This is a genomic window from Janthinobacterium amylolyticum (genome assembly GCF_051380655.1).
Taxonomy (GTDB): domain Bacteria; phylum Pseudomonadota; class Gammaproteobacteria; order Burkholderiales; family Burkholderiaceae_D; genus Janthinobacterium.
The window spans coordinates 1-26,448 of sequence record NZ_JBNYXL010000018.1 but is presented as its reverse complement, the minus strand read 5'-3'; the positions used below and the strand labels follow the sequence as shown (position 1 = coordinate 26,448).

General features: G+C 63.2%; 22 protein-coding genes. 11 read left to right on the top strand and 11 right to left on the bottom strand.

Annotation, left to right across the window (positions count from 1 at the left end; genetic code table 11):
• Positions 1-112 precede the first annotated feature (112 nt).
• From ACQ4WR_RS27410 to ACQ4WR_RS27395, 4 genes are all read left to right on the top strand, one after another.
• Entirely contained in the window at positions 113-2,521 is a 2,409-nt protein-coding gene (locus ACQ4WR_RS27410; RefSeq protein WP_436491195.1) for a M1 family metallopeptidase, read from the top strand.
• Between the two features lie 118 nt (positions 2,522-2,639).
• Complete coding sequence (locus ACQ4WR_RS27405; protein WP_436491193.1) at positions 2,640-4,499, top strand: M1 family metallopeptidase; 1,860 nt, start codon at positions 2,640-2,642, stop codon at positions 4,497-4,499.
• A 21-nt stretch (positions 4,500-4,520) separates the two neighbouring features.
• A complete protein-coding gene (locus tag ACQ4WR_RS27400; protein WP_436491213.1) occupies positions 4,521-6,164 on the top strand; it encodes a serine hydrolase in 1,644 nt (547 codons plus the stop codon).
• 156 nt (positions 6,165-6,320) lie between these two features.
• Positions 6,321-6,635 carry a hypothetical protein gene (locus tag ACQ4WR_RS27395; RefSeq protein WP_436491191.1) on the top strand — a complete coding sequence of 105 codons (315 nt, stop codon included), beginning with the start codon at positions 6,321-6,323 and terminating at the stop codon, positions 6,633-6,635.
• 66 nt (positions 6,636-6,701) lie between these two features.
• On the opposite strand, the gene ACQ4WR_RS27390 is transcribed toward ACQ4WR_RS27395, so the two are convergent.
• Positions 6,702-7,532 carry a class I SAM-dependent methyltransferase gene (locus ACQ4WR_RS27390; RefSeq protein WP_436491189.1) on the bottom strand — a complete coding sequence of 277 codons (831 nt, stop codon included), beginning with the start codon at positions 7,530-7,532 and terminating at the stop codon, positions 6,702-6,704.
• A 77-nt stretch (positions 7,533-7,609) separates the two neighbouring features.
• The gene (locus ACQ4WR_RS27385; RefSeq protein ID WP_436491187.1) at positions 7,610-8,269 is read right to left on the bottom strand and encodes a pyridoxamine 5'-phosphate oxidase family protein; all 660 of its coding nucleotides are present in this window, start codon (positions 8,267-8,269) and stop codon (positions 7,610-7,612) included.
• A 122-nt stretch (positions 8,270-8,391) separates the two neighbouring features.
• On the opposite strand from ACQ4WR_RS27385, the gene pdxR reads away from it, so the two are divergent.
• Entirely contained in the window at positions 8,392-9,876 is a 1,485-nt protein-coding gene (gene pdxR, locus ACQ4WR_RS27380) for a MocR-like pyridoxine biosynthesis transcription factor PdxR (RefSeq protein ID WP_436491185.1), read from the top strand.
• A gap of 15 nt (positions 9,877-9,891) precedes the next feature.
• On the opposite strand, the gene ACQ4WR_RS27375 is transcribed toward pdxR, so the two are convergent.
• The 8 genes from ACQ4WR_RS27375 to ACQ4WR_RS27340 form a co-directional block, all read right to left on the bottom strand.
• Positions 9,892-10,671: a spermine/spermidine synthase domain-containing protein gene (locus ACQ4WR_RS27375; RefSeq protein WP_102299040.1), complete on the bottom strand. Its 780-nt coding sequence runs from the start codon at positions 10,669-10,671 to the stop codon at positions 9,892-9,894.
• A 58-nt stretch (positions 10,672-10,729) separates the two neighbouring features.
• Complete coding sequence (locus ACQ4WR_RS27370) at positions 10,730-11,254, bottom strand: FxDxF family PEP-CTERM protein (RefSeq protein ID WP_102299039.1); 525 nt, start codon at positions 11,252-11,254, stop codon at positions 10,730-10,732.
• Between the two features lie 235 nt (positions 11,255-11,489).
• Entirely contained in the window at positions 11,490-12,821 is a 1,332-nt protein-coding gene (locus ACQ4WR_RS27365; RefSeq protein WP_180979606.1) for a sensor histidine kinase, read from the bottom strand.
• A gap of 23 nt (positions 12,822-12,844) precedes the next feature.
• Complete coding sequence (locus ACQ4WR_RS27360) at positions 12,845-14,197, bottom strand: sigma-54-dependent transcriptional regulator (RefSeq protein WP_436491183.1); 1,353 nt, start codon at positions 14,195-14,197, stop codon at positions 12,845-12,847.
• Positions 14,198-14,243: 46 nt separating this feature from the next.
• Positions 14,244-15,479: an ABC transporter permease gene (locus ACQ4WR_RS27355; RefSeq protein ID WP_436491182.1), complete on the bottom strand. Its 1,236-nt coding sequence runs from the start codon at positions 15,477-15,479 to the stop codon at positions 14,244-14,246.
• Positions 15,480-15,508: 29 nt separating this feature from the next.
• Complete coding sequence (locus tag ACQ4WR_RS27350) at positions 15,509-16,819, bottom strand: ABC transporter permease (RefSeq protein ID WP_436491180.1); 1,311 nt, start codon at positions 16,817-16,819, stop codon at positions 15,509-15,511.
• 10 nt (positions 16,820-16,829) lie between these two features.
• Positions 16,830-17,558: an ABC transporter ATP-binding protein gene (locus ACQ4WR_RS27345; protein ID WP_102292811.1), complete on the bottom strand. Its 729-nt coding sequence runs from the start codon at positions 17,556-17,558 to the stop codon at positions 16,830-16,832.
• A gap of 30 nt (positions 17,559-17,588) precedes the next feature.
• A complete protein-coding gene (locus tag ACQ4WR_RS27340; RefSeq protein ID WP_436491179.1) occupies positions 17,589-18,857 on the bottom strand; it encodes an efflux RND transporter periplasmic adaptor subunit in 1,269 nt (422 codons plus the stop codon).
• Positions 18,858-19,075: 218 nt separating this feature from the next.
• On the opposite strand from ACQ4WR_RS27340, the gene ACQ4WR_RS27335 reads away from it, so the two are divergent.
• Positions 19,076-20,692 (top strand): MutS-related protein, encoded by a 1,617-nt coding sequence (locus tag ACQ4WR_RS27335; protein WP_436491177.1) that lies wholly within the window; start codon positions 19,076-19,078, stop codon positions 20,690-20,692.
• A 9-nt stretch (positions 20,693-20,701) separates the two neighbouring features.
• Here the strand turns inward: ACQ4WR_RS27335 and ACQ4WR_RS27330 are convergent, their stop codons facing one another.
• Positions 20,702-22,627 carry a phosphoethanolamine transferase gene (locus ACQ4WR_RS27330; protein WP_436491176.1) on the bottom strand — a complete coding sequence of 642 codons (1,926 nt, stop codon included), beginning with the start codon at positions 22,625-22,627 and terminating at the stop codon, positions 20,702-20,704.
• Positions 22,628-22,645: 18 nt separating this feature from the next.
• On the opposite strand from ACQ4WR_RS27330, the gene ACQ4WR_RS27325 reads away from it, so the two are divergent.
• The 5 genes from ACQ4WR_RS27325 to ACQ4WR_RS27305 form a co-directional block, all read left to right on the top strand.
• Positions 22,646-22,816: a hypothetical protein gene (locus tag ACQ4WR_RS27325; RefSeq protein ID WP_436491174.1), complete on the top strand. Its 171-nt coding sequence runs from the start codon at positions 22,646-22,648 to the stop codon at positions 22,814-22,816.
• 225 nt (positions 22,817-23,041) lie between these two features.
• Positions 23,042-23,425 (top strand): 30S ribosomal protein S12, encoded by a 384-nt coding sequence (gene rpsL / locus ACQ4WR_RS27320; protein ID WP_010394376.1) that lies wholly within the window; start codon positions 23,042-23,044, stop codon positions 23,423-23,425.
• 152 nt (positions 23,426-23,577) lie between these two features.
• A complete protein-coding gene (gene rpsG, locus ACQ4WR_RS27315) occupies positions 23,578-24,048 on the top strand; it encodes a 30S ribosomal protein S7 (protein WP_010394377.1) in 471 nt (156 codons plus the stop codon).
• A gap of 108 nt (positions 24,049-24,156) precedes the next feature.
• Positions 24,157-26,262 carry an elongation factor G gene (gene fusA / locus ACQ4WR_RS27310; protein WP_436491172.1) on the top strand — a complete coding sequence of 702 codons (2,106 nt, stop codon included), beginning with the start codon at positions 24,157-24,159 and terminating at the stop codon, positions 26,260-26,262.
• A gap of 72 nt (positions 26,263-26,334) precedes the next feature.
• The coding region (locus ACQ4WR_RS27305) for a GTP-binding protein (RefSeq protein WP_204317187.1) at positions 26,335-26,448 on the top strand (114 nt) is incomplete at its 3' end.

Here is a 26,448-nt window from a genome sequence, read left to right as displayed (position 1 = left end):
CCGGCGGGCCGCCGCGTGGCAGGCTGTGTGGGGTGGCGACAACACTGAGCGTTTTGAAAACAGACTCGACTTAGAATGCAGTTCTGTCCACGACTCCCAGATGGAATGCGCCATGCCGCTCCTCGTTCGCCTGTTTGCCTTGTGTTGCGCGCTGCTCGCCAGTGCTCCCAGTGTCTCTGCTGCCGCCGCGCCCTTCGACGACAAGTTCCGCCAGCTGGAAGAACTGCTGCCCACGCCAAACAGCTACCGCACCGCCTCCGGCGCGCCGGGCCACGCCTACTGGCAGCAACGCGCCGACTACGTGATCCGCGCAACCCTCGACGAAGCGCGCCGCGCCATCACGGCCAGCGAGCAGATCACCTATCACAACCGCTCGCCCGACAGCCTCGCCTACCTGTGGCTGCAGCTGGACCAAAATGGCTTGCGCAAGGATGCCGACCAGCGCCGCGTGCTGAGCGCCCCATCGCGCCAGGCCTGGCTCAGCGGCAGCGAGGACGAGGCGCTCAAATTCGAGGACCTGCGGGCCATCCATGCGGGCCGCGAATTCGATGGCGGCTTCAAGCTCATCGCCGTGAAAGCGGCCAGCGGCAAGCCGCTGCCGTACGTCATCAACCAGACCATGCTGCGCATCGATTTGCCGGTGGCGCTGGCGCCTGGCCAGAGCGTCACGTTCAACATCGACTGGTCGTATCAGATCAATGACCAGAAGGTGCTGGTCGAGCGTTCCGGCTATGAATATTTTGAAGAGGACAAGAACACGATCTTCCAGATCGCGCAGTGGTTCCCGCGCATGGCCGCCTACTACGATGCTGTCGGCTGGCAGCACAAGCAGTTCCTCGGTTCCGGCGAATTCACGCTGGAATTTGGCGACTACGAGTTGTACCTGACGGTGCCGTCCGACCACGTGGTGGCCGCCACGGGCGAACTGCAAAATCCTGCGGCCGTCCTGAGCGCGGCGCAGCGCGAGCGCCTGGCGAAGGCAAAAAACAGCAATACGCCGCTGCTGGTGATTACGCCGCAGGAAGCGCTGGCAGCGGAAAAAGGCAGGGCGGCGGGCATGAAAACCTGGCATTTCAAGGCGGCCAATGTGCGCGACGTGGCATGGGCGTCGAGCCGCAAGTTCATCTGGGATGCGCAGGGCCTCGACAGCGGCGGCAAGCGCGTGATGGCCATGTCGTATTATCCGAACGAGGGCAATCCGCTGTGGCAGCAGTACAGCACGCGCGCCGTGGTGCACGCCATCGAGCAGTACAACAAGTACAGCTTTGACTATCCGTATCCGAATGCGCTGTCCGTGAATGGCGCCGTGGGCGGCATGGAGTATCCGATGATCGCGTTCAATGGCGGGCGCCCCGTGAAGGACAAGAAGACGGGCGAGCTCACCTACTCGAAGACGACCAAATACGACTTGATCGGCGTGATCATCCACGAAGTAGGCCACAATTACTTTCCCATGATCGTCAACTCCGACGAGCGCCAGTGGACGTGGATGGACGAAGGCTTGAACTCCTTCCTGCAGTACCTGGCCGAGCAGGCGTGGGAAGAGCATTTCCCGTCCTGGAATGGCGAGCCGCGCAAGATCGTCGACTACATGCGCAGCCAGAACCAGGTGCCCATCATGACCAATTCCGAGTCCTTGCTGCAGTTTTCGGCGAATGCCTACGACAAGCCGGCCACGGCACTCAACATCCTGCGCGAAACCATCCTAGGGCGTGAATTGTTCGACTTCGCCTTCAGACAATATGCCTTGCGCTGGAAGTTCAAGCGGCCCACCCCGGCCGACTTTTTCCGTACCATGGAAGACGCTTCCGGCACGGACCTGGACTGGTTCTGGCGCGGCTGGTTTTATACCACCGACGCCGTCGACATCAGTATCGACGGCATCAGCGAATACGGCGTGAGCACGAAGAATCCCGAGATCGAAAAGGCGTGGAAGAAGGCGCAGAAAGAGGCCCAGCCCATCTCGATCTCGGACCAGCGCAACAAGGCGCTGCCGAAGAAGGTCGACATCGATCCCGCGCTGAAGGATTTCTACAACCAGCATGACGATTTCACGGTCACCAACAAGGACCGCAACAGCTATGCGGAAGAGCAGGAGGCGCTGGAGCCGTGGGAGAGAAAGCTGCTGGAACAGCGCAACATGGGCAAGCATCTGTACCTGGTCGATTTCTCGAACATCGGCGGTCTGGTGATGCCGCTGATCCTGGAAATCGAACTGAAAAGCGGCAAGAAGATCATCGAGCGCGTGCCGGCCGAAGTGTGGCGCTATGCGCCGCACAAGATCAGCAAGGTGATCATCACCGACGAGCCGATGGTGGGCCTGGTGCAGGACCCGTACTGGGAGACGGCGGACATCGACACGAGCAACAACGCCTGGCCGAGAAAAATCACGCCGTCGCGCCTGGAGCTGTTCAAGCAGGACCGCGACAAGAACAACCTGATGAAGGATTTTAATACGCCGCTGAAGGCGCCGGAGACCAAGGCCGAGACCAAGGCCGAGGCCAGGCCGGAAGCGAAATAGGAAAACAGCGCCGGACAGTCCGGCGCTTTTTTCTGCCGGCCTGCGCCGGAAGTGCTATTCTGCGCGACGCCCCGGCGCACACGGACCGGGGCCTTCGCAAATCATTCAAAAGACGACCATGCAAACTATGACCTATCTGCGCGCGCTGGGCTGTGCGCTCCTTTGCCAGGTGACCCTGGCCGCGCACGCCGACCCCTTGAGCTATGCGCGCTACGACCAGGTGCGCACGCGCGACCTGCAGCTGGACCTGAAAGCGGACTTCAAGCAAAAGACTCTGTCCGGCTATGCCGAGCTGTCCTTGAACTGGATCGATCCGGCCGCGCGCACCCTGGTGCTCGACACGCGCGACCTGGCGATCGCCAAGGTGCAGGTGCAGGATAAACGCGGCGCCTGGCAGATGGCGCCGTACCAGCTGGACAAGGCCGACCCGGAAAAGGGCCAGGCGCTGCGCATCACCACCACGGGCCAGCCCGAGAAGGTGCGCGTCTACTATCACACGGCGCCGAACGCCATCGCCCTGCAGTGGCTCACGCCGCAACAGACCATGTCGGGCAAGCTGCCCTTCATGTTCAGCCAGTCGCAAAGCATCAACGCCCGCTCGTGGGTGCCGTCGCAGGATACGCCGGCCGTGCGTTTTACGTATAGCGCGCGCATCGATGCGCCTGCGGGCATGCGCGTCGTCATGAGTGCCGAGAACGATGAAAAAGCGACGGGCAAGGGCGGCTGGAAATTCAAGATGCCGCAGCCGATTCCTTCCTACCTGCTGGCCATTGCCATCGGCGAATTGGAAGTGCGCAAACTCGGCCCCCGCTCCGCCGTGTATGCGGAACCGCCGCGCATCAAGGCGGCCGAATACGAGCTGGCCGATACGGAAAAAATGATCCAGGCGGCCGAAGCGCTGTATGGTCCGTATGGCTGGGGACGCTATGACATGATCGTGCTGCCGCCATCGTTCCCTTACGGCGGCATGGAAAACCCGCGCCTGACCTTCCTCACGCCGACCATGATCGCGGGCGACCGCAGCCTGGTCGACCTGATCGCGCATGAACTGGCCCACTCGTGGTCGGGCAACCTGGTCACCAACGCTTCGTGGAAGCACATGTGGCTCAACGAAGGCTTTACCACCTATGTCACGACGCGCATCGTCGAGCAGCTGTATGGCAGCGAAGTGGCGCAGATGGGCGTGCAGGTGGACCAGGAAGAACTGGCCGCTGCGATCCGCGAACTGCCGGCGGCGAAAACGGCGCTGATCACGCGCGACGCGGATGCCAATCCGGCCGAGACCTATACGGATGACGGCATCATCTATCCGAAAGGCGCCTGGTTCCTGGCCACCATGGAGCGCCGTGCCGGCCGCGCCGTGTTCGACCCGTTCCTGCGCGGCTGGTTCGACCAGCACGCGTTCCAGAGCGTGACGACGGAGCAGTTCATCAGCTATTTGCGCAAGAATTTGCTGGCGCAGCATCCGGACGTGATGCCGGAAGCGGAACTCGATGAATGGCTGTATGGCACGGGCGTGCCGGCCAGCGCGCAGCGCGTCGTCTCGCCGCGCCTGGCGCTGCTGGACCAGCACCGCGACGCCTGGCTGAAAGGCGGACTGGCGACCAAGGACCTGGGCATGGACAAGTGGATCGCCATCGAATCGATGCACTTCCTGAACGACATCAACAACAAGGCCAGCGCGGCGCAATTGCGCGAACTGGACCAGGTCTACGGCGTGGGCAAGAGCGGCAACAATGAGGTGGCCTACCGCTTCTATCTGGCCGCCGTGAACGCGGGCTACGACGTGCAGCAGCCCCTGCAGGCATTCCTCATGAGCGTGGGCCGCCAGAAATTCGTCGTGCCCCTGTACAGCGCCCTGATGAAGACGCCGCAAGGCCATGCCTGGGCCAAGGACGTGTATGCGAAGGCGCGTGAACGCTACCACCCGGTGACGCAGGAAAGCGTCGACCGCCTGATGGCCGCGCAAGCGCGTTGAACCTGACTGGACACCATGAACATGCAAAACATGCACCGTATCGCCGCCGCCATCGTGCTGGCGTTTTCCAGCATCAGCGTGCCGGCGCTGGCATTTGACGCCGCGCCAGCCGTCGCTGCCGCGCCAGCAGCGGCGCCGGCGCCCGCCTTTGACCTGGAGCGCGACGTCAACAGCGCGCTGAAAATTTTCGATGTGCCGGGTATCGCCATTGCCATCGTCAAGGATGGCAAGGTCGTTGCCGCCCAGGGCTTTGGCGTGCGCAAACTGGGCGAGCCGGCCGCCGTCGATGCGAAGACCCTGTTCGAGGTGGCATCGAACTCGAAGGGCTTCACGGCCGCCGCGCTGGCCATGCTGGTCGACGAGGGCAAGCTGGCCTGGGACGATCCCGTCACCAAGCACCTGCCGGGCTTCCAGATGCACGACTCCTACGTCACGGGCGCCATGACCATCCGCGACCTGCTGACGCACCGCAGCGGCCTGGGCCTGGGGGCCGGCGACTTGCTGTGGTGGCCGACCACCACCTTCAGTACCGACGAGATCATCGAGAAGCTGCGCTACATCCGCCCGGCCACGAGTTTCCGCAACAGCTACGCCTACGATAACCTGCTGTACATCGTGGCCGGCAAGATCATCGCCGACAAGGCGGGCAAGAGCTGGGGCGAGGCCATGCACGAACGCATCCTCGCGCCGCTGGGCATGACGGCCACCACCACCAGCCTGGCTGAGAACGCGGGCAATCCCGACGTCGCCAATGCGCACAGCAAGATTAACGGCAAGATCGCCGCCGTGAAATCGATGCCCGTGCCGAACGCCGTGGGCGCCGTCGGCATCAACACGAATGCGGAAGATATCGCCAAGTGGATGATGCTGCTGCTCGACGAAGGCAAGATCGCCGGCGCGACGGACAAGGATGGCAAGCCGGCGCGCCTGATCAGCGAAAAGCAGGCGCGTGAACTGTGGACGGCGCAAACGCCGGTCAAGATCCCTGAACCGAAACCTGCGCTGGCCGCAACCAAACCGAACTTCAGCGCGTATGGCCTGGGCTTCCAGCTGCGCGACTACAAGGGCATGAAAGTGGCCATGCACGGCGGCGCGCTGCAGGGCTTTTATTCGCGCGTGCTGATGGTGCCGGAAGCGAAACTGGGCGTGGCCATTCTCACCAACGCGGAAAATGGCGGCTCGATGACGGCGCTGCAGTGGCGCATCCTCGACCATTACCTGCAGGCGGCGCCATCGGACTGGATCGGCCTGGTGTCCAGGGTGGAGCAGGACCAGCATGCGGAAGAAGTGAAAAAGCAGGCCAAGGCGTCGAGCGCGCGCGCGGCAAAATCGCAGCCTTCGCTGCCGCTGGCGGCATATGACGGCGAGTATGAAGACGCCTGGTATGGCAAGGTCACTATCCGTCCCGAGGGCAAGAAGCACATCCTGAGCTTTACGCGCACGCCGGACCTGACGGGCGAGCTGGAACACTGGCAGCACGACACCTTCATCGTGCGCTGGAAGGAGCGCAACTTCAACGCCGATGCGTATGTGACGTTCTCGCTCAACCCGGACGGCAGCATTGACCGCGTGAAGATGGCGCCCGTGTCGGCCGAGACGGACTTCAGCTACGACTTCCAGGATTTGAGCCTGGTTCCCGTGAAACCGAAGGAAGCGAAGCAATAAGGCTTCGCTACCAAAACCGCAGCCTGGCCTGCGGTTTTTTTTCGGCCCATGCCGTGCAAGTGCGCGACGCAAGGCCGGCAGGCCGCTTTTTATTGCTTGAAAAGGGTCAAAGAAGGAACGTAATCTTGTTTTCTTGTTTGCGTATTTGCTAATTTTTTGTGGTGGTACTATTTTTATGCGCCATACGATTCATCTGTCGACAGACGTTTTCTGACGGCTGGCGTGTTTGTCTTCCAGTGGTTTTTTATAACGACTCAACTCTTTGGGAATGGGATAAAAATGATCAATGTAAAAAAAGCCGTGTTTGTCTTCTGCGCCGCCGTTGGCCTGGCCGGTGCCTTGAGCACGGCGTACGCGCAGCCGACGCGCCGCGAGTGCATTCAGGCCTTGATTGACTGTACCGAAAATGGCACTGCGAGCCAGTGCACGCTGGTCGCACGCTCTTGCGGCGTGTACGGCATTTACCTGTAAGACACGCCGCGCGCACGAGCAAATGGCGGAGCGCCGCCATTTGCTGTCGCTCCCCGCTTTCCTTGCTCAGGGCTTGACGAACTTCAGGGTCATGCGGTCGCTCTCGCCGATGGCCGTGTACTTGTCGCGCTCCACGTCCTTGTTGGCGTAGGTGGGCGGCAGCGCCCAGACGCCGCCCTGGTGGTCGGCCTTGTCCTTCGGATTGGCGTTGATGTCCGACTTCGCCGCCAGTTTGAATCCTGCGCCTTCGGCCAGCTTGATCACATACGCTTCATGCATGTAGCCGCTGCTGGCCGTGGCGTCCTGCGCCTTGCCGGCCGGCAGGCGGTGCTCGACGACGCCGAACACGCCGCCCGGTTTCAGGCTGTCATACACTTGCTTGAACAGCGTCTGCATGCCGTCTTCGCCGATCGGTATCCAGTTGTGGATATTGCGGAAGGTGAGCACCATGTCGGCCGTGCCTTTCGGCGCGATGCGGTAGGTGGCGGGCGGCGCGAAGGCGCCGATTTCCACCTTGCCGAAGGCGGCAGGGTTGGCGTCGAGCTTTTGCTGGAAGCGCGCCGCGCCACGGCGTGCGCCTTCGCTGGCGGACTGCGGGTCGTTGCCGGCGGCGATCAGCTTGCCGTTCTCGCGCAGGTAGGGCGCCAGGATTTCCGTGTACCAGCCGCCGCCGGGCGCCAGTTCCACCACCGTCATGTTCGGCTTGATGCCGAAGAAGGTCAGCGTTTCATACGGGTGGCGGGCGCTGTCGCGTGCCGCGTTGGCGGGCGTGCGCGCGCTGCCGGCAATGGCCGCCTTCAGGGCCGCGTCGCCCGCATCGGCCGCCAGTGCGGCACCGCTGCCGCCACAGGCCAGCACGGCCGCCAGGGCCGCGACCAGGGATACTCGCTTCATCATCTTGTGCTCCATTCATGAAAGGGTCTGTTGGTGGCTATCGCCATCAACGCCGATCATCGGGCAAGCGCGCGGACGGGTCAAGCGGATTCCGTCGCCCATGCCGCCGCATACGCGGGCAGCGCGCTGGTGTTGCGCGCATCGGCGATGGCCGCGCCACGGCCGTGCGTGAAGGGCAGCTCGCCCGTCCAGACCACATGTGCCATGTCGCCCGCGTCGTCGAGCGGACCGCCCGTGCGCTGCTTGACGGCGCATTCGTCGAGCGCGATGCGCAGCACGGTGGTGGCCGCGTACTCCTTGGCGCTGCCGCCGCGCACCTGGGCCAGGCGTCCCGGCGCCAGCTTCTCCATCAGCGCATCCATGGCCGCATGCTGCTGGCCGATATCGCTCACTTTTTCAAACTGCCCGTAGATCATCGCCGAGCGGTAGTTCATGGTGTGGTTGAAGGCGGAGCGCGCCAGCACCAGGCCGTCGAGGTGGGTGACCGCCACGCAGACATCCGTGTCGCGCAGCAGCTGCTTGAGCATGCGGCTGCCGTTCGAGCCATGGATGTACAGGTGGCCGCCGATGCGCCAGCATGCCGTCGGGATGCAATGGCGGCCCTGCTCGTCCTGGAAGGCGATGTGGCACAGATAGGCGGCATCGATGATGGCGTGCAGCGCGGCAGGCGTGTAGTTGGCCAGTTCGGCGACACGGCGTACGCGGGTACGGGGGCTGGGAGGGAGGGCGGCAGCGTTCATGGCGGAAGTCCGGTTGGTTGAGGAGACAGGCCGCACTATAATCGTCATCTGGCTCTGAAAAAAGATCCAGAACTACGAAATAATTTAGGGCCACAGATGCAAACCAAAAACGGGAAAACCGCATGGATTATGCTTTACTGCTGAGCGCATTCGAGCGCACGCATCGCGAACGGGGCTGGCCGCGCCAGCGCCTGCTGCACGAATGCCTGCGCGCCGCCATCCGCAGCGGCCAGCTGGGCCCCGGCACGCGGCTGGCCGCCACGCGCGTGCTGGCGGCCGAACTGGGCGTGGCGCGCAATACGGTGCTGTACGCTTACGAGCAGCTGGCCAGCGAAGGGTTTGTCTTGCCGGACCGGCGCGGCACCGTGGTCGCGGGCAGCACCGGCGTGCCGGCGGCGCTGCCAGTGGTCGATGGCCAGGATGGCTTGTCGCGCCGCGCCCGTTATTTGCGCGGCGTGGCGGGGCAGGATGTGAATGCGGCGCTGGTGTTTCCCGCCGATGCGATGGGCGCGTTCGCGCCTGGCGTGCCGGCGCTCGATGAATTCCCGCTGGCGCAGTGGCGGCGCATGCTGGAACGCGCCTGGCGCGCGCTGACGCCGCGCCAGCTCAATTACGGCGATCCGGCCGGCGAACCGGCATTGCGCATGGCCATTGCCGAGCATTTGCGCGTCGCGCGCGGCGTCGTCTGCGATGCGGGCCAGGTGTTCATCACGGATGGCACGCAGAGCAGCCTCGATGTGTGCCTGCGGGCGTTTGCCGACCAGGGCGAGACCCTGTGGATCGAGCATCCCGGCTATGGCGGCGCGCTGGCGGCAGGCCGTGGCGCCGGCTTGCAGGTGACCGGCATCGCCGTCGACATGGATGGCATCGCGCCGACGCACGCGGACTGGCTGGCCACGCCGCCGCGCCTGATCTATACGACGCCATCGCACCAGTATCCGACGGGCAGCGTGCTCAGTCCCGCGCGCCGCATGGCGCTGCTCGAACGCGCGCGCGCGGCCGGCGCCCTGATCATCGAGGATGATTACGACAGTGAATTTCGCCATGGCGGGCCACCGCTGGCCGCCATGCAGGGGCTGGTGGCGGACGCGCCCGTGGTGTACCTGGGCACGTTCAGCAAGACTATGTTTCCCGCCTTGCGCATCGCCTTTATCGTCGTGCCGGCCGCGCTGGCAGGGGCCTTCGCGCAGATGCAGGCACAGGGCGCGGCGCGCGGGCGGGTGGCCGAGCAGCTGGCGCTGGCCGAGTTCCTGCGCAGCGGCCTGTTTGCGCGCCACGTGCGGCGCATGCGACGGCTGTACCGCCAGCGCCGCGACGCCCTGGGCGAGGCCTTGCAGCGCCATGCGTGCGCGGGCGCGGCCATCCATGGCGGTTCGGCCGGCATGCACCTGGCATTGCGCTTCGAGGATGCGGGCCGGGATGACCTGGCGCTGAGCCGGCGCGCCGCGCAGGAAGGCATCGTGGCGCTGGCCCTGTCCGCCCATGGCACGGGCGACAGCATGCGCGAGGGCAGCGGCTGGAACGGCTTCCTGCTTGGCTACGCGCAGGTGCCGGCCGAGCACATGGATGGCCTGGCGCGCCGCCTGGGCGCGCTGCTTCCGGTGTGAGGCGGCGCTACCGCGCTACTGCTGGTCGAGCATCCATTGCTTCAAGCCGTTGACCCAGTTCTTGGCGGGCAGGTTGCACTGTTTCTTGATGGCGGCGGCACGCTCGTACAACTCGCTGAAATCGAGCGACGGTGATTTTTTGAAGGCCAGCACGACGATGTTCTCGTCTTCCATTTCCGGCACCCAGACGACGGCGTCGAAAACCAGTTCCATCGCCTGCAAATTCTTGTCGTAGTTGGGGAAGTCGCCAAAGACATTCGTGCACATGATGCCATCGTCCGTCAGGCAGTCGAAGCAGGCCTGGTAGAACTCGGGCGTGTCGAGCACGGGACCGCGCGCTTCCTCGTCATACAGGTCCACCTGCAGCACGTCCACCGTGCCGTGGTTGGCCTGGTCGAGCACGAAGTCGAGCGCATTCATTTCGCGCACGTCGAGGCGCGCATCGTTGGGCGGCAGCGCGAACTGGGCGCCGCAGATGGCGATCACGTTCGGATTGAGCTCGATGGCCGTGACCGTGGCGTCGGGGAAGCGGCGGTAGCTGAACTTGGTCAGCGCAGCGCTGCCAAGGCCCAGCTGCACCACGCGTTTCGGCTGCATCTTGAAGAGCATCCACATCATCATCAGCTGCACGTATTCGAGCTCGATGGCGTCGGGCTTGTCCAGGCGCATGGCGCCTTGCACCCATTTGGTGCCCAGGTGCAGATAGCGGATGCCGCGGTGTTCGGTGGTGGTGGCCGGCGGGTGGCCAGGATGGCTGAAAGCGGTACTGCTGGTGGAAGTGAAATCGGTCGTCATGGCGCCAGTGTAGCAGCCGCAAGAAAAAAGACGCCGTGGCGTCTTTTGGGTGGAGAGCTCAAGATTGCTTGCGGCGCCGCGCCAGGAAGGCCAGTATGCCCAGGCCTGCCAGCATCATGCCATACGTTTCCGGCTCCGGTACCGGCGCCAGGTTCAGGTTGAAGGTGCCGCCATAGCTGCCGCCTTTGGTATTGCCCATCACGGTCAGGACCAGCGGGCCATTGAACAGGATGTTGGTGGGCGCGAGGATCTGGCCCTGGGCATAGCCAAAGACGGTGGGGCCGCCAAAGCCTGTCAGGGCGATGCCGTTCAGATTGGCGTTGCTGAAGTTGATGGAGGCCGCATCGCTGCCCGTGACCGAGAGGTTGGCCAGGAAGGCTTGCGCGGTCGAGCCGAAGGTGGCATCGGGCGTGAAGGTGAAGACGTCCGTGAAGTCGCCGAGCGGGCTCGGTACGGCGTTGAAGCCGCCCGTCCACAGATTGCCGGTGGTATTTGTCAGATTGACGGTGTACGCCGCCGCGTACGCGCTGCCGATGGACGCAGTGCCCAGTACCGCTACTGCGATCAATGATTTCAGTTTCATATTTATCCCCGCGAAAAGACGATTGATATTCAAAAAAACCGTACCGCACCGACAAATTATCGTTACCAATTTTTATTGTCAACGAGCTATTTTTTTATCGCTGTCCTCGCTTAAATAGCTTATTGCTACTACACGGGCATAAGGGCATTTTAATTGTAAAATTTAAAACAGTAATTGTGTAAATTGCATTAAAGAAATGTGAAATTGTGTGAGAAATTTATTGTTTCGAAGGAATCTAATTTGCCTGCAGCAATGGTAAGGTCATGCTCACGGCCAGGCCGCCGCCCTCGCGGTTGGCCAGGGTGATGCGTCCGCCATGTGCCTCGGCAATTTCGCGCGCCAGCGCCAGTCCCAGGCCCGTGCCGCTGCGCTTGGTGGAATAGAACGGCACCAGCGCGTTTTCCAGCACGGCGCCGTTCATGCCTGGCCCCCGGTCGCGCACTTCGATGCGCACCTGCCCCTGCGCCTGGCTCACGTGCAGGCCGATATGCTCTTCCCTGGAACCGGACTCCAGCGCATTCTTGAGCAGGTTCAGCAGCGCCTGCTGCATCTGCGCCGCGTCAAACACGGCTGGCTGATCCGGCGGCGGGCAGTCGAGCGTGAAGGCCGCCTGCGAAGCCAGGCTGTCGAGGAACGGCGCCCATTCGCAGGCCGCCAGGCGCGGCGCAGGCAGCTTGGCAAAGCGCGCGTAGCCGAGGATGAAGGACTCCAGGTGGCGCGTGCGTTCCTCGATGGTGGCTAGGATCTGCGGCAGCCGTTCCGTCTGGCCGCGGCGCACCAGCTCGGCGCCGGAATGGGCCAGCGAGGCCAGCGGCGCCAGTGAATTGTTGAGCTCATGGCTGATGACGCGGATGACTTTTTTCCACGTCTGCACCTCCTGGCGCCGCAGCTCCAGGGTCAGCTGGCGCAGCAGCAGCAATTCGTGCTTGCGGCCATTCAGGCTGAAGCTGCGCCGCGCCAGGTGGTACACCTCTTCCTGCTCGCCGTCGCCGCTGGTAAACAGGCCGTCGCTGGCGCGCGCCAGGGCTTCGGCCAGGGCGGGGGCCGCCTGTTGCACGATGTCGTCCAGGTGCTGGCCTTCCAGCCGCCGCCCCTGGTGCAGCAGCTGGCGCGCGGCCAGGTTGGCGTAGACGATGGCGCTGCCCTCGGCCACCAGCAGCATGGCCACGGGCGTGTTCTGCACCATGGTGTCGAGCAGCAGTTCGCGCTGCACCAGGTCCAGGCGCTGCTTGCGCAGCACGTCGCCGAGCGCATTATGCGTGGCCACCAGGTCGGCCAGTTCATCGTTTTGCGGCCAGCGCAGGCTGAAGGCGAAGTCGCCGTCCTGGTAGCTGGCGACCGTGCCGGACAGGGCGCGGAACAGCGACAGCATCGCTTGCAGCTGCGCGCGGATGGTGATGATGGCAATCGGCAGGATGCACAGCAGGGACAGGCCCAGCACCAGCCATGGCTGGCCCGGCAGGAAGTGCGCGAGCAGCAGGGCGATGCCCATGCCCAGGACCAGCAGGGTGACGATCAGGGCCGTCCAGCGCGTGAGCAAGGACAGGCGCAAGCCAGTCGGGCGCATCGGCCTGGGCGCGGTAGGTGGCATCAGCTGCGCGCGATGCCCAGGCGCTCCATGCGCCGGTACAGCGCCTGGCGCGACAGGCCCAGGTCTTGTGCCGCCTGCGCCACCACGCCGTGCGCGCGGGCCAGCGCGGCGACGAGGCTGTCGCGATCGGGCTCGGCGCCGGCAGGGTCGGGCGGCGTGCGCAGCGCTGGCGCGCTTGCCTGCGGCAAGCCCAGTTCCTGCGCATGGATCACGCTGCCGGCCGTCAGCAGGCTGGCGCGCTGCATGACGTTTTTCAGCTCGCGCACATTGCCGGGCCAGCCATGGGCTTGCAGCGCCGCTTCGGCTTGCGCATGCAGTGCCTTGCCGGGACCGAGGAAGTGCCGCGCCAGCACCAGAATGTCGGCCGGACGCTGGACCAGCGGCGGCAGGCGCAGCTCGATCACGTTCAGGCGGTAAAACAGGTCTTCGCGGAAGGTGCCGGCACGGATCATGGCCGGCAGGTCGGCGTTGCTGGCGCTGATGACGCGCACCTTCACCTGCCGTTCGCGGTTCGAGCCGAGGCGCTCGAAGCGGCCCGTTTCCAGCACGCGCAGCAGTTTCATCTGCCCGGCCAGCGGCAGGTTGCCGATCTCGTCGAGAAACAGGGTGCCGCCGTCGGCCGCATCGAACTTGCCGTCGCGCGCGCGCGTGGACCCCGTGTAGGCGCCCGCTTCCGCGCCAAACAGTTCGGCCTCGATCAGGTCGACCGGCACGGCGCCGCAATTGAGCACCACGAAGGGGCCGCCGGCGACCTGGGAATTGGCTTGCACGATGGCGGCGATGTGTTCTTTGCCGCTGCCGTTCGGACCGGAAATGAGCACCGGCACGTCGGCGCGCGCCACCTGGCACGCCAGGTGCACGACGCGCTCCGTGGCCGGGTCTTGCCAGACCATGCCGCGCAAATCGAAGCTGTCTTCGAGCGCGTGGCGCTGGCGCCGCTCCTGCACCACGCGCTGGCGCAGCGCGCGGCTGGCTTGTCCCAGTTCCAGCAGGTTGTGCACGGACGCGATCAGGCGCCGGTCATCCCATGGCTTGGCCAGGTAGTCGGCCGCGCCCGACTTGATCAGGTCGACGGCCGCATCGAGCTGCGTCCATGCCGTCAGCAGGATCACGGGCAGGTCCGGATGGCGCGCGCGGATGGCGTGGAACAGGGCGCTGCCTTCCTCGCCCGAGGTGGTGTCGGCCGTGAAGTTCATGTCCTGCACCACCAGGTCGACGGGATGGCGCGCCAGCAGGGCCAGGCCCTCCTCGGGCGAGGCGGCGCGCAGCGCATCGATCTCGTGCAGCGAGAACAGCACGTCGAGCGCGATGGCCACGGCGGCATTGTCGTCAATTATCAGTACGGTAGGCATGCGCGCAGCATAACATTCTCATGGCCGCCATGACAGCGATGAAAGCTCACGTGCTGCGCGTGGCGGTGGCCGGCGAAATGCTGGCCGCGCGCCAGGCCGGGCCATACACGGCGCCCAGGCCCAGCAGCCAGAAGAGCAGTGCGCCACCCAGCAGATACGGCAAGGGCAGGCGCGCCATTTCCAGCTGGCTGACCAGCAGCTGGTTCAGCGCCAGGGCCAGCACCACGCCCACCGCCACGCCGACGCTGGTGATCATGAAATTTTCCGTCAGGAAGTAGCGCAGGATGTCGATACGGCGCGCGCCCAGGGCGCGGCGCACGCCGATCTGCTTGCGCCGCTGCGTCACCCACAGGCTGGCGATGCCGACGATGCCGCTGGCGGTGACCAGCAGCAGCAGGGCCGACACCGTGATCAGCATCCACGACAGCGCGCGGTCGGCGCGGTAGCGCGTGCTGCGGTCTTCCTCAAGGCTGCGGATGCGCACGATCAGCTTGTCCGGCGTGGCCGCACGGATCGCCTGCTCGGCTTCCTTCATCACGCGGTCGCGCTGGCCCGGCTCCGCGCGGATGGTCAGCAGGGTATCGCCGTCGCCCGTCAGGCGCACGGGAAAGATCACGGAGTATTCGCCCTGTTCGCCCACTTCCGCGCCCTGGCTTTGCAGGCGCTCGATGACGCCGACGACTTGCAGTTGCTGGGCATTTTCACCGGTGCCGAGGAACAGCGGCATGCCCAGCGCGCTGCCACCGCCCGGATTGATTTTTTCGGCCATGGCCCGCGTGACGATCACTTGCGGCGGAAATACCTCGGTCACGTTCTGGTCGATCTCGGCGATTTCGGCGGGCGTGAAATCGCGCCCTTCGCGCAGCTGCAGGCCCCAGGTCTTGATCAGGGAATCCGGCGTGATGTACACGGCGGCGACGGCGGTGCTGTTTTCCTGCTTGCGGCTGGCGGCGAAGCCGCTGTTGCTGCCATTGCGCGACAGCGGCACCTGGCTCACCTGGGCCACGGAGACGACGCCGGGCACGGCGCGCGCGGCGGCGGCCAGGCGTTTTTGCAGGGCCAGTTCTTCATTGTGGCCGAGCGGGCGCAGGTTGCGCGCCAGCAGGTGGAAGACGTCGCCCTCGGCCGCCACGCCGCTGGGGCGTGCCGCCACTTCCTGGCGCACGTTGACGATATGCAGGGCATTGGCGAGGATGGCCAGGCTCAGGGCCACTTGCACGGCAACCAGGATGGCGCCGGTTTTGCTGCGCATCAGCGCAGACAGGATGGGTCGGATTTCCATGGTGTCCTATTCGTGTGCGGTGTGTGTGGTCATTGGGATTTGAGCTGGATGGCCGGCGTCACCTGGCAGGCGCGCCAGGTCGGCAGCAAGCCGGCCAGGATGGCGGCGGCGACCGAAATGACGAAGGTCATGGCCAGCATCACCCAGTCCATGTGCGCGGCGACGGTCAGCTGTTTCGACTGCATGCCGATAAGTGCCAGCGCGCCGAAGGACAGCAGCAGGCCCAGCACGCCGCCGGCCAGGCCGATGACGGTCGTCTCGATGAGGAACTGGCGGAAGATGTCGCCGCGCGAGGCGCCCAGCGCGCGGCGGATGCCCACCTCGGAAGCGCGCACGGAAAACTTCGCCAGCAGCAGGCCGATGGCGTTGACCAGGCACAGGGCCAGGAAACCGAAGGCCAGCCAGGCCGACAGCTTGTTGTCGTTGCCAACCACGCGCAGGTGCGCCAGCCATTCATCGATGGTAAACAGCTTGTTCGGCGCGGCCCGTTTCAGGCGGCCCAGCTTGCGCTGTTCCTGCGCATAGCTGTCCAGGTAATTCTGCAGTTCGCCGCGCTGGCCATCGCTGGCCATCTCGAACCAGAACTGCATCCACGTGCATTCCGAATCGAGCGTGCCCTGGAATCCCGGTTCGCGGTTGCCGCTGCAATTCATGCTGCCGTTGTGGCCCGTCTGGTGGCGGATGGCGCTGCTGAACGGGATGAAATAACTGTCTTCGCTGCCGAAGGCGCCGCTGCCGATGATGCGGTGGATGCGCGGCACGGGATCCCATTTGTCGAGCACGCCCGTGATCTGGTACTGGAAGCCCATGAAGGTCATGCGCTGGCCAACCGGGTTGCTGTCGCCATACAGTTTTTCCGCCAGCTTGCGCGACAGGACGATGACGTCGGCGCCGGCCGCATCGTCGGCCGCGCTCCATGGCTGGCCGTACAGGAACGGCGTCTCGAACATGGGGAAGAAGTCGCGGTAGGCGGCGATGCCCTGCGAACTGAAGGCGCCGATATCCTTGCGCTCCGGTTCGATGGCGCCGCTCACGCCGTACATGACGCTGCGGCGCTCGCCGATCTTGCTGTTCTGGAAGTTGACGGCATCGCGGTAGCTGAGCTGCTTGTCGCCCGACTCGTTGCCCGGCGTGTAGCCGGTGAGCGAGCCGTTGTCGACCAGCGGCACGAACATGCGGCCATTTTTGTGCGGCAGCGGATTGCCCGACATGACGTGCAGGATCGTCAGGGTCGAAATGCTGGCGGCCACGCCGATGGCCAGGGTCAGCACCATCAGCGCCGTCAGGGCAGGGTTGCGGCGCAGGCTGCGCAGGCCAAGCAGGAAGTAGTACTGGAGCATGGATCTGTCCTCAGGCGGTGGCGGTGTGGCTGCCGGCCTTGGCCGGGCTGCTGGCCAGCGACGGCTCCTTGTGCACCAGGTCCGAGACCTGGCCATCGATGATGTGCACGTTGCGCTGGCTGCGCAGCGCCAGTTCCGGATCGTGGGTGACCATCAGGATGGTGGTGCCTTGCGCATTGATTTCTTCCAGCAGTTCCATCACGCCGCGCGCCATCTGCGTATCGAGGTTGCCTGTCGGTTCATCGGCCAGCAGCAGCTTGGGCGAGCCGGCCAGCGCGCGCGCGATCGCCACGCGCTGCTGCTGGCCGCCCGACAGCTCGGCCGGGTAGTGCTTCATGCGCGAGGCCAGGCCCACCTTGGCCAGCGCATCCTCGATGCGTTCGCGCCGCTCGGCGCTGTTGTAGCCGCGGTAGCGCAGGGGCACGTCGACATTGTCGAACAGCGACAGGTCGGGAATCAGGTTGAAGCCCTGGAAGATGAAACCGAGTTTTTCATTGCGCAGGCGCGAGCGGGCATTGTCGTTCATGCCTTTCACGTTGACGCCGTCGAGGATGTATTCGCCATCCGTGAATTCTTCCAGCAGGCCGGCGATGTTCAGGAAGCTCGTCTTGCCGGAGCCGGACGGCCCCGTGACGGTGACGAATTCGCCCTGCTTGACGTGGATCTCGAAGCCGCGCAGCGCGTGCGTTTCGATCATGTGGGTGCGGTAGACTTTGTTCAGGTTTTGCATGCGCAGCATGGCGTGCCTCTTTCTGGGATGGGATGCGGTTTATTGATTGATGGAGACGCGGGCGGCGTTGTCAAACGCTTCCATGCCGGCGACAACGACCTTGTCGCCCAGCTTCAGGCCACCGAGAATTTCCACCGATGAGACACTCGTGGCGCCCATCTTGATGGGCGTGCGGATGGCCACGCCGTCGCGCACGACGTAGGCGAAACGGCCGCCGTCGGCTTCGACGAAGGGACCGCGCGCCAGCATCAGCACATTCGGTTTTTCGTCGATCAGCAGGCGCGCCGTGACGCGCTGGTTCTGGCGCAGGCCGGCCGGCTGTTCGCCATTGAAGCGCACGCGCGCCAGCACCTGGTTCTTCACCACTTCCGGCGACAGCGCCGACAGCTTGCCGGTCGCCCTGATGGCGCCCGTCTCGATCTCCGCGCCCATGCCAAGGCCGATGTCGGCCACATACGTTTCCGGCACTTCCAGCTCCACTTCCAGCTGCGACAGGTCAACCAGGGTCATCAGCGCCGTATTGGCTTGCACCACGCTGCGGTTGGCCACCGACAGGGTGCCGATGAAACCGTTGACGGGCGCGCGCACGGTCAGTTCGTCGACGCGGCGCTGGGCATTGTCGCGGCTCAGGCGCTGGCGTTCCAGTTCGTTCGCCTTGGTCTTCAGCGCCAGGGTCACGTCCTCGCTTTCCAGGCCTGCCGCCTGCGAAGCGTGCTTGCTGCGGATCTCGGCGGAATTCAAGGCATCCTTGGCCTTCTGGTAGTCGATCTTGGCGATGATGCCCACCTGCGCCACGCTTTCGTAGCGCTCCAGGGTGCGCTGCGCGGACAGGCGCTCGATCTCCGCCGTGTCCGCTTCGCGGCGCGCCAGCAGCTTCTGTTTCTTGGCCAGGATCTGCTGGCGCGCCACTTCCGCCTCCAGCTGCTGCACGCTTGACTGTTCGCGTTTCAGCGCATCGGACAGGTCCGGCGATTCCAGCACGGCGAGGATGTCGCCTTTCTTCACCGTGTCGCCCGCCTTGGCTTTCAAGGTGACGGTGGCCACCGTGGTGGAATACAGGGTGGGGCTGATGGCGGCCACCACGCGGCCATTCACGGCGGCGTCGCGGATCAGGGTGCCGCGCGTGACGTCGGCGATGCGCAAACGGCTGGCGTTGACGGAGTGTTCGCTGTTGCGCCAGCCGGCAAACACGGCGACGGCGCCGCCGATGACGATGACGGCACCGGCCAGCAGCAGGGCGCGTTTCTTGTGGCGCTGGCCCGGTGGCGCGCTCACTACGGCATCTTGGGAAGAAGTATCGCGGATCATGGTGGACATTTCGTGGACAATGGTTTTTTCAATGCACGATCCATGCCAATGCATAAGCCTTTGATTGGCAAGGAGAAAAAACCGCGTGTCCGGCTGTCCGGGGTGTCCGCGCCGGCCAGCGGGTGTCCGCGCGCGTCCTGCGGACAGGACAGGCGCAGGGATCTTGATAATCTGGCAATCGTCCTGATCTGTTGCCCGCAGTGATGGCGCGCGGCGCCATGCTGCTCACTTTCTGGAGCATGATGCCTGCCTCGCCCTTCAAACAGAGCAAGTTCGCCACGGTAAAACACTGGCTGCGCCAGTTCGCCAGCCTGCCCGAGCCGGCCGAATTCGATTATCCGTTCGGCCCCAGCGACATCGCCATGCTGCAGCAGGTCAAAGGTGGCGCGCGCCAGCTCGATGGCCAGACGTGGGACGAAATGCTGCTCGACGACTACCATGCGCAGCTGGGCGAGCAGACCAGCATCCTCGGGCAGCAGCGCCTGCACCAGCGTGTGGCCAGCGGCACGGCGAACCCCGCGTCGCGCGCGCGCATCGCGGCCCTGCTGGCCGCGCCGGGACAGCAGGCGGCGCTCGAACAGGCCATGCTGCCGCTGCGCACGGTCGACATGGAAGTGGCGGCGCTGCTGTGCGGCGCCGCACCCGCCGCGGTGCCCTGGTGGAGCCGCTGGCTGCTGCTGCCCACCTTGGCGCTGATGGTGGCGCTGCTGGCCGCATGGCTGGTCGCGCCGCTGGCATGGGCCGTCGTGGTGCCTGTCTGGCTGTTCCTGATGGGGCTGCAGATGCGCTTTCATGAGCGCTGCAAGCCGTGGGAGCGCAGCGTGTTTACCCTGCAGCGCATACTGCTGGTGCATGGCCGCCTGGCCGCGCTCGACATGCCATTCACGGCGGCGCTGCGCGAAGGCGGCCGTGCGGCAGGCGCGATCAACCGCCAGATCACGCCGCTGCGCTGGATCAAGATGGTGCCAATGCTGAGTGAATATGACGACTGGCTCATGCTGGGCAATATCCGCCGCTATTTTCATAGCCTGCGCGTGGTGCGGCGCGAGCGCGCCTTCCTGCGCCAGAGCTTTTTGCTGCTGGCCGACCTGGAAGCGGACTTGGCCCTGGCGCGCCACCTGCGCGGCCGCGCGCAGTTCTGCTGGGCACAGGAAGCGGGCGCGCGGCAACTGTCGTTCGAGGCGATGGTGCACCCGCTGCTGGGCGGCGCCGTGCCGCTGTCCCTGCGCCTCGATGGCCGCGGCGCCTTCATCTCGGGACAGAATGCGATCGGCAAGAGCACCTTGCTGCGCGGCGTGGGCCTGAACCTGGTCAGCGCGCGCGCCTTCGGCTTTTGCTATGCGCAGGCGGCCAGCGTGCCGATGGCGCCGCTGTATTCAAGCATGCAGAACGAGGATACGCTCGATGGCGGCGAAAGTTTATATATCGCCGAACTGCGGCGCGCGCGCGAACTGCTGGCGCTGGCCGAGGACGGCACGCCGGCATTGTTCCTGATCGACGAGATTTTCCGTGGCACCAACCACCTCGAATCGGTGGCGGCAGCGGCGGCCGTGCTGCACAGCCTGGCGGCGCGGCACCTGGTGATCGTGTCCTCGCACAACCTGGTGCTGGGTCCCTTGCTGGAAGACTGCCTGGCGCCCTGGTGCGTGCGCCGCGACGCCGATGGCGCGCTGCTGCTGGCGCCCGGCGTGCTGCAGGCCACCAACGGCATCGCCCTGCTGGCGCAGCGGGGCTTTGATGCCGGCATCGCGGACAAGGCCGGGCGCGTCTTTGACTGGCTCAGCACCCACATGGCGCAGCCGGCCGATTGCGCGGGGGTGCTGGAGCGGGCTTGAGGGCAGCGCTTATTTGTCCTGCTTTTCCGGCGTGCTCTTGTCGATCACTTCGCGGCAGTCGCCGCGGATGATGGCGTTGTCGTAGTTGGTCCAGCCGTAGCTGTCGACGTAGCGCTTGTGCTGCTTGAAGCGCGGGCTGGCGATGCTCCATTCCGGCTGTTCGCCGGCAAAGCGAATGTCGCCCAGGTCAAGCAGGGTGTGGAACATGTTTTCCGTCGACAGGCGCGCCTTCTGATGGCGCTGCAGCTGCGTCACCTTGTCCGGGTAGTGCTGCTGGAACTGCGGCGAATACCAGACAAAGGCGGGCACGTGGAACTCGAACTGCGTGTTATGCCCGTGGAAGGCCAGGCGGCAGGTGCCGTCGTACAGGGTCTGGCCGTGGTCGGCCACGTAGACGAGCGAACTGCGCAGGGCCATGCGCTGGCCATCGTCCTTCAGGATGCCGATCACGTTCGACAGGAACCAGTCCGTGTACAGGATCGAGCTGTCATAGCTGTTGTTGAGCTGCGGCTTGATGGCCGTATCCGTGTAGACGGGCTTGTCGACGCCGAACAGCGAGGGCTGCCATTTGTCGAACGCTTTCGGATAGCGCTGGCTGTAGTTCCAGTGGCTACCCAGGGTGTGCAGCACGATGAGCTTTTTCGGCGCCGGATCGGCCAGCGCGTTTTTCAGCGGGTCGAACAGGATCTGGTCGAAGTTCGAATTGTTGGTAAAGCCGCCCAGGTTCAGGAACTGCACCACGTCCGCTTCCTTGGCAAACACGGAAACGGGCGTGTCGAACTGGCCGAACGAGATCTGGTTCGACAGCCAGTAGGTCTTGAAGCCCGCCTCCTTGTAGGCCGTCAGGAAGGATTTTTCTGAAAAACCATCCTTCAGGCTTTGCGTGGCCGGCTTGCGCGAGATGATCACCGGCACGGACAAACGCGTGGCGGAAACGGCCGTGATGACGTCGGCCAGTGGCACCAGGTTGCTTTCCTGTTTCAGCAGGGGATTCGTGTCGCGCTCGTAGCCATTCAGGCTCCAGCGGTCGTAGCGCGACGATTCGCCGATCACCATCACCACCACTTCCGGCTGGGTATCGGGATTTTGCTGGTGCGCGCCGAAACGGAAAGTGCTGCTTTTCTGGCCCAGTTCGGCCAGGTATTTGCGTTCCTTGTAAAAGTCCAGGCCGCGCGCCATCAGGCCGAAGGGCCAGGCATTGCTGATGGTCTCGAAGGTGTAGGGCAGGCGCGCCCAGTGGGGCAGGCTGGGCCAGCCCAGGCCTGTCTCGTCGGCGCCGGCGATGCTGGCGTTTTCCGGCTTGCTGCTTTCCTCGTCTTCCTCGGCTGACTCGTCGTCGGCCGCGCTGGCGTCGCCGAAGCCGGAGGCGCCCGCCTTGGCGCTGGCCGCCGGCTTGTTGGCCTTGGCGGACGCGGCGGCGCTATGCAGGACCTTGGCGTCGAAACCGAATTCATAGCCATAGCCCCAGAAAGCGCCCAGCATCAGCAGCAGCGCGAAGGCGGCCGGGCGCGTCTTGCCGCGCCAGTCCAGGTCGCGCGTGCGCGTGGCCGCATGCCAGCTCAGGGCGCACCAGGCGATGACGCCCAGCATCACGGCGCCCATCAGCCAGACTTTCTGGCCCAGAAACTCCATCGCTTCCTTGGGGCTGGTTTCCACGATGATGCCCAGGTGGTGCGTGGAAATGCCCTGGCCATAGAAGATGAACAGGTAGATTTCCGTCGGCAGGGCGAGGAAGGCTGGTACCAGCAGCCAGTGGAAATACGCGGGCCGCTTGAAGATGCACCAGACGGCCAGCCAGGCCAGCAGTTCGAACGTCAGCATCTGCCATGGATGCTCGAGCGGACGCCCCAGCAGCGCGGGAAGGAAGGGCACGGCCGTCAGCAGGGCGTAGGTCAGCAGCAGGAACAGATTGGCGGGACGAAGCAAGGGGCGCATAAGGGAGGGCAGCGAAAAATGTCCGCTATTATCATTCCTTTTGTCATCTTGTGGTCATACAAGAGCGGCCCCGGCAGCGGCGTATCTGCGGAGAAAGAGTTTCAAATCGGCAAGTGGGTGATGACCGTGCCAGCGGGAAAAATTAGCCAAAACGCCACAAAAGGGGCGGATCTTTGCCTTTTTTTATAGCAAAAAGCCGTAAACTGATTGACCCCCTGTAACACAAGGTCTAAACTAGCGAGTTCTCGATTTTATTCTGCACATCGTTTACGTGTTACTTGGCATTTCATGGCCGCTCCTAATCGAGTGGCTGCGGGCGCCGCCGGTGCGCAGCAGATGAAAGCGGGACGAGGTTTTAGTCGCCGGGCATCTTGCCCGGGTTATTAATCGTAGTTTTTTGTTGGATTTATAACGATGCCAACCATCAATCAATTGATTCGCAATCCACGCGTCGCTTTGACCGTGAAGAGCAAATCGCCGGCGCTGGAAAACAGCCCGCAAAAGCGTGGCGTCTGCACACGTGTTTACACCACGACTCCAAAGAAGCCAAACTCGGCTCTGCGTAAAGTCGCTAAAGTTCGCCTGACCAATGGTTTCGAAGTCATTTCGTACATTGGCGGTGAAGGCCATAACCTGCAAGAGCATAGTGTTGTGCTGTTGCGCGGCGGCCGCGTCAAGGATTTGCCGGGTGTGCGTTACCACATGGTTCGCGGTGCCCTGGATACCCAAGGCGTTAAAGACCGTAAGCAATCGCGTTCGAAGTACGGTACCAAGCGCGCTAAAGCAGGCAAGAAGTAATAAGTTGTACGCAGCAAACCCAAGTTTCGCTCAGTGGCAACTAGCTAAGTGAATGTAGTCGACCGCATCTGGTCGAGTAAGTGGAGGACTATGATGGTCGTCCGCGAGTGTGCGAAGAACGCGCGCTCAACTGAAGATTGAAAGGAATTGATATGCCACGTCGTCGTGAAGTACCCAAGCGCGAAATTTTGCCAGATCCAAAATTCGGCAACACTGATGTCGCTAAATTTGTAAACGTGCTGATGCTGTCCGGTAAGAAATCGGTTGCAGAAAACATCATCTACGGTGCCTTCGAGCACATCGCAGCAAAATCGGGCAAAGATCCGCTCGAAGTTTTTGCTACCGCAATCAACAACGCCAAGCCGTTGGTTGAGGTGAAATCCCGTCGCGTCGGTGGTGCAAACTACCAGGTGCCGGTCGAAGTTCGCCCAGTCCGTCGTATGGCCCTGTCCATGCGTTGGTTGCGTGAAGCTGCTAACAAGCGCAGCGAAAAATCGATGCCACAACGCCTCGGCGGTGAGCTGATGGAAGCGGCTGAAAGCCGCGGCGGCGCGATGAAAAAACGCGACGAAGTCCATCGTATGGCTGAAGCGAACAAAGCGTTCTCGCATTTCCGCTTCTAATATAAAGCCAGCTACCGCAAGGCGGCTGTCAAGCATCTGTTGTTCGAGGCCGGGCTCATTTTTGCAAAAAAATGCTGCTCGGTTTTGTCCATTCATTTAGGATTAATTATGGCCCGCAAGACCCCCATTGAGCGCTATCGTAATATCGGTATCTCCGCTCACATCGATGCAGGTAAGACGACCACGACCGAGCGCGTCCTGTTCTACACAGGCGTGAACCACAAGCTGGGCGAAGTCCATGATGGCGCTGCCACCACCGACTGGATGGCACAAGAGCAAGAGCGCGGTATCACGATTACCTCGGCTGCTGTTACGTGCTTCTGGAAAGGCATGGCTAACAACTTCCCAGCTCACCACATCAACATCATCGACACCCCAGGCCACGTTGACTTCACCATTGAAGTGGAACGTTCGATGCGCGTGCTGGATGGCGCTTGCATGGTTTACTGTGCAGTCGGCGGCGTGCAGCCACAATCGGAAACGGTATGGCGTCAGGCTAACAAGTACAAAGTGCCACGTCTGGCCTTCGTCAACAAGATGGACCGTACCGGCGCCAACTTCTTCAAGGTTTACGATCAGATGCGTTCGCGCCTGAAAGCTAACCCGGTGCCTATCCAGATGCCTATCGGCGCTGAAGACGTGTTCACCGGTGTTATCGATCTGGTCAAGATGAAGGCCGTCATTTGGGACGACGCTTCGCAAGGCATGAAGTTCGAATACGAAGAGATTCCTGCACACCTGGCCGCTGATGCTGCCAAGTGGCGCGAGAACATGGTTGAAGCCGCTGCTGAAGCGTCGGAAGACCTGATGAACAAGTACCTGGAAGAAGGCGACCTGTCGGAAGACGAGATCAAGGCTGCCCTGCGTCAGCGTACCATCGCCAGCGAAATCGTTCCAATGCTGTGCGGTACCGCCTTTAAAAACAAGGGCGTGCAAGCCATGCTGGACGCGGTCATCGAGTACCTGCCATCGCCACTGGACATTCCACCAGTACCAGGCCTGGATGAAGATGAACAGCCAGTCGAGCGTAAAGCTGACGACAACGAGAAATTCTCGGCGCTGGCATTCAAGATCGCAACCGATCCGTTCGTGGGTCAGCTGTGCTTCATCCGTTGCTACTCGGGTACCCTGAATTCGGGCGACTCGGTGTTGAACTCCGTGAAGCAGAAGAAAGAGCGTATCGGCCGTATCGTGCAGATGCAAGCGAACGAACGCGAAGAAATCAAGGAAATGCGCGCTGGCGACATCGCCGCTGTTGTGGGTCTGAAAGACACCACCACCGGCGATACGCTTTGCGACGACAAGGCAAGCGTGGTTCTGGAGCGCATGGTCTTCCCTGAGCCAGTGATTTCGCAAGCGGTTGAGCCAAAAACCAAGGCCGACCAGGAAAAAATGGGCCTGGCGCTGAACCGTCTGGCAGCAGAAGATCCATCGTTCCGCGTGCGTACCGATGAAGAATCGGGCCAGACCATCATCGCCGGTATGGGCGAGTTGCATCTGGACATCATCGTTGACCGCATGAAGCGCGAATTCAACGTTGAAGCCACCGTCGGCAAGCCACAAGTGGCTTACCGCGAAACGATCCGTAAAGTGTGCGAAGAGTCGGAAGGCAAATTCGTCAAGCAATCGGGTGGTCGTGGTCAATACGGTCACGTGGTTCTGAAGATCGAACCGCAAGAACCAGGCAAGGGCTTTGAATTCGTTGACGCGATCAAGGGCGGTACCGTTCCTCGCGAATACATCCCTGCAGTTGAAAAAGGTGTGCGCGACACGCTGACTTCGGGCGTGATGGCTGGCTACCCAGTCGTTGACGTGAAAGTCACGCTGTTCTTCGGTTCGTACCATGATGTTGACTCGAACGAAAATGCATTCCGCATGGCCGCTTCGATGGCATTCAAAGATGGCTGCCGCAAAGCATCGCCAGTCATCCTGGAGCCAATGATGGCCGTGGAAGTGGAAACGCCGGAAGACTACGCCGGTACCGTGATGGGCGATCTGTCGTCGCGTCGCGGCATGGTGCAAGGTATGGATGAAATTGCTGGCGGTGGCGGCAAGATCATCAAGGCCGAAGTACCGCTGTCGGAAATGTTCGGCTACGCTACATCGTTGCGTTCCTCGACCCAAGGTCGTGCGACTTACACGATGGAATTCAAGCACTATGCTGAAGCACCTAAGCATGTGACTGAAGCGATCGTAAGCTCGAAAGCTAAGTAATAGAAGTTCCGGGCCGGCTTTCACGAGAATGCCGGTCCCTACATTTAAATCATTGTTCTAAGGAAGAATAAAATGGCAAAAGGTAAATTCGAACGGACCAAGCCGCACGTCAACGTCGGCACCATCGGCCACGTCGACCACGGTAAAACCACGCTGACCGCTGCAATCGCAACGGTTCTGTCGAAG

What these genes read in the sequence shown, in the direction of transcription:
- ACQ4WR_RS27410 (WP_436491195.1), top strand. Translation starts at nt 113, where the DNA reads ATGCCGCTCCTCGTTCGCCTGTTTGCCTTGTGTTGCGCGCTGCTCGCC.
- ACQ4WR_RS27405 (WP_436491193.1), top strand. Translation starts at nt 2,640, where the DNA reads ATGCAAACTATGACCTATCTGCGCGCGCTGGGCTGTGCGCTCCTTTGC.
- ACQ4WR_RS27400 (WP_436491213.1), top strand. Translation starts at nt 4,521, where the DNA reads ATGCAAAACATGCACCGTATCGCCGCCGCCATCGTGCTGGCGTTTTCC.
- ACQ4WR_RS27390 (WP_436491189.1), bottom strand. Translation starts at nt 7,532, where the DNA reads ATGATGAAGCGAGTATCCCTGGTCGCGGCCCTGGCGGCCGTGCTGGCC.
- ACQ4WR_RS27385 (WP_436491187.1), bottom strand. Translation starts at nt 8,269, where the DNA reads ATGAACGCTGCCGCCCTCCCTCCCAGCCCCCGTACCCGCGTACGCCGT.
- pdxR (WP_436491185.1), top strand. Translation starts at nt 8,392, where the DNA reads ATGGATTATGCTTTACTGCTGAGCGCATTCGAGCGCACGCATCGCGAA.
- ACQ4WR_RS27375 (WP_102299040.1), bottom strand. Translation starts at nt 10,671, where the DNA reads ATGACGACCGATTTCACTTCCACCAGCAGTACCGCTTTCAGCCATCCT.
- ACQ4WR_RS27370 (WP_102299039.1), bottom strand. Translation starts at nt 11,254, where the DNA reads ATGAAACTGAAATCATTGATCGCAGTAGCGGTACTGGGCACTGCGTCC.
- ACQ4WR_RS27365 (WP_180979606.1), bottom strand. Translation starts at nt 12,821, where the DNA reads ATGCGCCCGACTGGCTTGCGCCTGTCCTTGCTCACGCGCTGGACGGCC.
- ACQ4WR_RS27360 (WP_436491183.1), bottom strand. Translation starts at nt 14,197, where the DNA reads ATGCCTACCGTACTGATAATTGACGACAATGCCGCCGTGGCCATCGCG.
- ACQ4WR_RS27355 (WP_436491182.1), bottom strand. Translation starts at nt 15,479, where the DNA reads ATGGAAATCCGACCCATCCTGTCTGCGCTGATGCGCAGCAAAACCGGC.
- ACQ4WR_RS27350 (WP_436491180.1), bottom strand. Translation starts at nt 16,819, where the DNA reads ATGCTCCAGTACTACTTCCTGCTTGGCCTGCGCAGCCTGCGCCGCAAC.
- ACQ4WR_RS27345 (WP_102292811.1), bottom strand. Translation starts at nt 17,558, where the DNA reads ATGCTGCGCATGCAAAACCTGAACAAAGTCTACCGCACCCACATGATC.
- ACQ4WR_RS27340 (WP_436491179.1), bottom strand. Translation starts at nt 18,857, where the DNA reads ATGATCCGCGATACTTCTTCCCAAGATGCCGTAGTGAGCGCGCCACCG.
- ACQ4WR_RS27335 (WP_436491177.1), top strand. Translation starts at nt 19,076, where the DNA reads ATGCTGCTCACTTTCTGGAGCATGATGCCTGCCTCGCCCTTCAAACAG.
- ACQ4WR_RS27330 (WP_436491176.1), bottom strand. Translation starts at nt 22,627, where the DNA reads ATGCGCCCCTTGCTTCGTCCCGCCAATCTGTTCCTGCTGCTGACCTAC.
- ACQ4WR_RS27325 (WP_436491174.1), top strand. Translation starts at nt 22,646, where the DNA reads ATGTCCGCTATTATCATTCCTTTTGTCATCTTGTGGTCATACAAGAGC.
- rpsL (WP_010394376.1), top strand. Translation starts at nt 23,042, where the DNA reads ATGCCAACCATCAATCAATTGATTCGCAATCCACGCGTCGCTTTGACC.
- rpsG (WP_010394377.1), top strand. Translation starts at nt 23,578, where the DNA reads ATGCCACGTCGTCGTGAAGTACCCAAGCGCGAAATTTTGCCAGATCCA.
- fusA (WP_436491172.1), top strand. Translation starts at nt 24,157, where the DNA reads ATGGCCCGCAAGACCCCCATTGAGCGCTATCGTAATATCGGTATCTCC.